2 protein-coding genes and 2 pseudogenes are annotated in these 5,610 nt (G+C 60.9%); 2 read left to right on the top strand and 2 right to left on the bottom strand.

Features of this window, described 5'->3' with window-relative positions; genetic code table 11:
- The coding region (locus JF66_RS07180) for a hypothetical protein (protein WP_231556334.1) at positions 1-1,384 on the top strand (1,384 nt) is incomplete at its 5' end.
- A gap of 63 nt (positions 1,385-1,447) precedes the next feature.
- Positions 1,448-1,606 (top strand): annotated as a pseudogene (locus JF66_RS22165) (leucine zipper domain-containing protein); the annotation flags it as partial.
- Positions 1,607-1,945: 339 nt separating this feature from the next.
- Here the strand turns inward: JF66_RS22165 and JF66_RS07175 are convergent.
- A pseudogene (locus tag JF66_RS07175) lies at positions 1,946-4,971 on the bottom strand (alpha-mannosidase).
- A gap of 54 nt (positions 4,972-5,025) precedes the next feature.
- Positions 5,026-5,610, bottom strand: a 585-nt coding sequence (locus JF66_RS07170) for a carbohydrate ABC transporter permease (RefSeq protein WP_035876569.1), incomplete at its 5' end; no start/stop codon positions are given.

Here is a 5,610-nt window from a genome sequence, read left to right as displayed (position 1 = left end):
CTACCTAGAAGGAGAAGTGATTTCAATGCAATACGTAATTGACCTCAGTGGAGCAAAAGAAAAGTCAGAGAGTGAATCAATCCGTTCTTTAGAGGAGAAGGTGACTTCGGAGGACGCGCTTACGTATTTGCTGACGATGCGCCAAGAGTTCATCGGCCGGAGTAACGCGAAGGTTGTCCGGTTCCTCGACGCCGAGCTGACAGACGACTCGGCGCATGCAGCGAAAATCCTTGGCCAAGTTGAAGCGGCGAAGGAAAGTGGCGAAAGCGTAGTAGTTTCGTCCTACCTGTCCAGGGTCGGCTCCTTGATCTCTTCGAAATATGGAGACGACCACACCGTAACGTACGAGCCGCTCGCTCGACTTGCTCACCGGGTCCCGGCGGAAATCGCCCGTTCGGATGGTGACTCGACCTCGGCGCTAATGTCATCCGAGGAAATCGTCACGCACGTGGTCGCCGCCATCGGGTCCTCCAGTTCAGGGGGCGTGGATCAGACAGCATTGCGTACTCTCCTCGCTACCCGAGATCAGCGGTTCGCTAAGGATGCAGGGCCGGTCGAGTGGAAACAGCAGGGATTTATAGGCCGCATCGTTAATCTCGCCGTATCCGCGGGCCTCGTACGAGCGATCGCCGGCGAACGAGCGCCCCAGGTCAATCTGACCTTGACTCCAGCTGGACAGCGCAGCTTGGCGACACACACTGACGAACAGCCTGCCGTGCTGACGACCATGGAGTCAAACACGGAAGACAAAAGAGAGGAGGGCAAGGACCCAAAGGTGCAGGAGTGGTGGGATGTCCTCGGATCACACGGCTTTGGACCCTTCCAACAAGTTCGCCTTGAACTGTACAGCGCCCTGCGCGCGATAGTGACCGAGGAATCCGGATCGCTGGACGGGATCAATCTCATCAAGCGGGCAACCCATCGCGTTCGTGCCGAGAGCGGACGAAAACTGCCGTGGCAAAAAGTACAAGAGTTCCTCCGAACACTCCTCCGCGAAGAACTAGTCCTGCGCTCCGGTGAAGACCTGGTCTCACCTCGATTCGGTATAAACGAGCCAAAAATCGACGATCTGGTGGATTCTTTCGATCTTGCCCTCGACGCACGACTGCTGGTTTTGCTCGTCAAAATCGGCGGAATCGTTCACCACGACGACACGTGGCGTATCGCCGCCGCCCTGTTTAACAGTCGCGCATCCGAAGACCGAGCCGATCAGGTTTTCCTGGCTGCGCTGGCAACTGGCGAAGTCACAATCGATCCGATAATGGGTCAACTATTCCTCGTAGACGACTCGGACACCGCTGCCTGGGGCGTTCTCACGATAGGAGCCAGCGCGCCCCAGCGACTAGGTGTACCCGGCCATGACTCTGGTGACTTAGGGGATTGAAAAGGGAGAACCTCCGGGGCTTAGTGGAGATGTTCAACGTCTTACTTCACAACGGAGGTTCTCGTTTCACATGTTAACGCCAAGTTGACAGGTCGCGGCCGGACTCTTTTGGTGGAAAGCGTGCTCGCCGGTCGTCCGGCCGCGCAGGTCGCCAAAGAACTCGGCATCTCTCGCCAGTGCGCCTATCGGTGGGTGCGCCCCTACCGCTCCGAGGGTGAAGCGGCGTTCCCGTCCCCCTAAGTGGTGTGTTTCCAGGGTGCGGAAGATATCAACCTTTGTGAGTCAGTTTCTTTAGGTGGTCGTTGAACCGTCCCGGGTTTCGTGCCGCCGCTTTGTTGGCGGCTTCGATACATATCGGTCCGCTTTCCTAGGACTCGTTGAGCTGAGGACTCGACGCCGGCTCATTGGGCGCCCGATGAGCCCGGTTATGCCAAGAACTCAGGACCTCGCTGGTTCATGGGCTCTCTCCCCGCGCGTGGCCGCACGGTCTCGGAGGATATCCGCCGTCTTGGCACCAACGTGTTCCTTTCGGTAAGACGACGCCACCTCCAAGACGTACCGTCATTCGAGATTCGCGGTACCGGTGCGGCGAAGGCGCAGGGTGACGAGCTGAAACGGTCGGAGCAAGAGCGAGATACTGCTCTCGGAACGCCCAGTCACGGCGCTTGGATCGGTCGTCCGTTCGAGCAGATCTGTCTCGGTGACGTCGGACCAACCGAATCCCGGCGCGAGGCCACCGCGCGCACGCGCGCCCAATGACTCATAGAGACGCACGATCACGTCGCCGGAACGGTCCTCCGCGAGCTTGATTGCCTCGACCACGATGGCCGGATTCGTCACGACGACCAAAGGTGCCACCGGGCCGGCCCCCACTACCTCACGCGAGGGCAGGTTGACCCGGTATCCCTCGTCGACGGCATCCGCTATCTCGGCACCGATACGCAGTGAGACGACGAATTCCTGCGCGCCCTGGTCCGAGACCGGGTCTGGAAAGAGCGGCGCGCGCAAAAGGGATACGCGGACCACGGTGCTTGTGCCCCCATCGGCCAGTGCGGCGCGTCGGATGTCGTGCCCATAGCTCGCGTCGTTGGCCACGGCGACACCGTACCCCGGCTCGCCAACGTGGACCCAGCGATGGGCAACGGTCTCGAACCGAGCTGCATCCCAGGAAGTGTTCGCGTGGGTCGGCCGATAGACATGCCCGAACTGCATCTCGGATGCGGCGCGATCGGCGTGGATAGCAAGGGGGAATGCGAGCTTCAGGAGCTTCTGGCGCTCGTGCCAGTCGATTGCCGTGTGAATGTCGAGGGCACCGGTCGCACCGTTGAGCCGAAGGGTCTGGATAACGGACGATGAGCCGAAGGAGCGCTCGACCCGGACACCGGATCCATCGTCGGTGACATCGACGCTCGAGGCCTCGGTCAGGTCCTGACCGACGTTCTTGTAGGTCTCATCAATGTCCCAGGCATCCCACTGCATTGGTGTGTCCCGGAACAACTGGAGCAGGTTGGCGACTTCGCCAACGGGGATGACTTCACGGTCGGCAACGAGGTCCCGCATCGACACGATGAGTCCCCGACCGTCGATAACGACACGCACTCGGTCATTTGCGAGGATCAAACTGGAGCCGCTTTCGGTGGCCTTAGTCGCTTCCGTCCTCACAGAGGTCGCGGCGGCGAGGGCCGGGACACCATCGCGTGAGTTCGGCCCGGCATTGAAGGTGAGTGGATGGGTGCCACTGCCGGCCAAGATTTCAAGAGATCGCGTGATCTGCTCACCCAGGATCTGGGCGACAGCCGCATAATTGCGCTCGGCCTCCTGATGAACCCAGGCGATCGATGTGCCAGGGAGGATGTCGTGGAACTGCTGCAGGAGCACCGTTTTCCAGGCCGCGTCGAGGACGTCGTACGGGTACTCCACACCACGAAGGACCGTCGCGGCGGTTGCCCAGAGCTCGGCCTCGCGGAGCAGGTGTTCGCTGCGGCGATTCCCACGCTTCGTCTTCGCCTGGGAGGTGTAGGTGCCGCGATGGAATTCGAGGTACATCTCTCCCGACCAGACCGGCGCCTCCATGTATTCGTCCCGCGCGGCTTGGAAGAACTGTTCCGGAGTTGTCATCCCGACGCGGGGAGACCCCTCGAGGTCACGCGTTCGGGCCGCAGCAGCGAGCATCTCGCGGGTGGGGCCTCCCCCGCCGTCGCCCCACCCAAACGGGAGGAGGGAGGTCGTGCCGGCTCCCTTTTCGGCATACTGGCGTTCTGCCCGAGCCAGCTCCGTGCCTGAGATTTCCGCGCTGTAGGTGTCGACCGGCGGGAAATGAGTGAAGATCCGCGTGCCATCGATACCCTCCCACCAGAAGGTGTGATGCGGCATCCGATTCGTTTCGTTCCACGACATCTTCTGCGTGAGAAGCCAACGAGATCCCGCCGCTGCCACGATCTGCGGCAACGATGCGGTGTAACCGAATGAATCCGGCAGCCACACCTCTAATGGCTCGACTCCGAGTTCCTCCATAAAGAACTTTTTACCCGCGACGAATTGCCGCGCGAGCGCTTCCCCGCCGGGCATATTCGTGTCGGACTCCACCCACATACCTCCGACCGGAATGAATCGCCCCGCGGCGACTTGCTTCTTCACCCGCTCGAACAACTCCGGATAGTGAACCTGCAGCCACGCGTACTGCTGCGCCGACGAGGCCGCGAAGGTGAAGTTCGGGTCTTCCTCCATGAGCGCCAGCACGTTCGAAAAGGTTCGCGCGACCTTTCGCACGGTCTCACGAACCGGCCACAGCCAAGCGGAGTCGATGTGAGCGTGCCCGACGGCGGCGAGCCGGTGAGCACTCGCGTAAGCGGGACTGGCGAGCACATCGGAGAGCGTCGCGCGGGCAGCTTCCGCTGTTCCCGCGACGTTGTCCGGATCGAGAGCGTCGGCCATCCGACCGAGCGAGTGCAGGATGTCGGCCCGCCGTGGTAAACCCTGCGGAAGCTCGTTCATCAACCCGATAAGGTCCAGGTATCCTGCAGGAGCTCCCACACGGTGACGTCGAGTTGCCCGAGTTCGAGCTGACGCAGAACATAGGTGCTTGCATCCCCCGCCGTCGCCTTGTCGCCGAGCTCTGTCACACCGAAGGTGAAGATACCAGCGATATTTGGATTGGCGGCCGCCTCAAGGTAGATGTCCACGAGATCCCCCGCGTCTCCTGCCGGGATGTAGCTGTTGAGTGGTTCGATCGCCTTGATGATCACACCATCACCCGTGTACGCGGTCCCCTCGGCCTGAAAGCCTGGAAGTGTTGCAGAAAATCCGAGGTCAACGACGACCTCGGCACGGGTACCGTCCTCGTCCCACTCAGCCGGCACACCTCCTGTCAGATGGAACCAGACGGTGCCCCAGGGTTTGCCCCATGCACTTCCGACGGCAAAAGGCTCGAAGTTCTGCCCGATGGCCGCGTCGAACGGCACCGGCTCGTCGTCGACGGTCCAGGAGGCGATTGTCAGCGGGGCCGTGCGGCGATAGACGGCCGGCTTGATCCGCTCCCGAATGACGCGCTCGATACGCGCTTCGAGAAGTACTCGATTGTCGTGCATGGTGGCTCCTTAGCCCGCAATGGTGCTCACCGTGGGGCGAGGCGTGATGGTGGGTTAACCCTTGACTGCACCCGCGAGGGCGAACGAACCGCCGATGCCGCGGGACACGAGAACATATAGAACGATGGCGGGCACGGCGTAGACAAGTGAGAACGCTGCGAGCTGCCCGTAGGCGATTGCGCCGTACTGACCGAAGAAGCTGTAAATACTGATCGCGGCAGGTTGCTTGCTCGGCGAGAGAAGCAGGATGAACGGCACGAAGAAGTTGCCCCAGGCCTGGAAAAATACGAAGATCCCGACCACGGCGATGCCCGGTCTCATCAGCGGAACCACGATCGTGCGCAAGGCTCTCATCGCTGATGCGCCGTCGATCCAGGCTGCTTCTTCAAGGGCAATCGGCACCGAATCCATGAAATTCTTGGTCATGAAGATCGCGATCGGCAAAGAAGAGGCGGCCATGAAGAGGATTGTGCCTGGGATCGAGTCGAGCAGATTGAACTGGACGAACAGGCTGTAGACCGGCACCATGATTGCTGTGATTGGCAGCCCTGTCGCGAAGAGCACTCCGTACATAAACGGCTTGTTGAATCTCGCCTGATAGCGAGAAAGCGGATATGCCGCGAGTAACGCGACGAGGAT

The organism is Cryobacterium sp. MLB-32, assembly GCF_000738085.1.
Classification (GTDB): Bacteria; Actinomycetota; Actinomycetes; order Actinomycetales; family Microbacteriaceae; genus Cryobacterium.
Note: the sequence above shows the minus strand (reverse complement) of the source record. Positions and strands in the feature narration are given on the sequence as shown.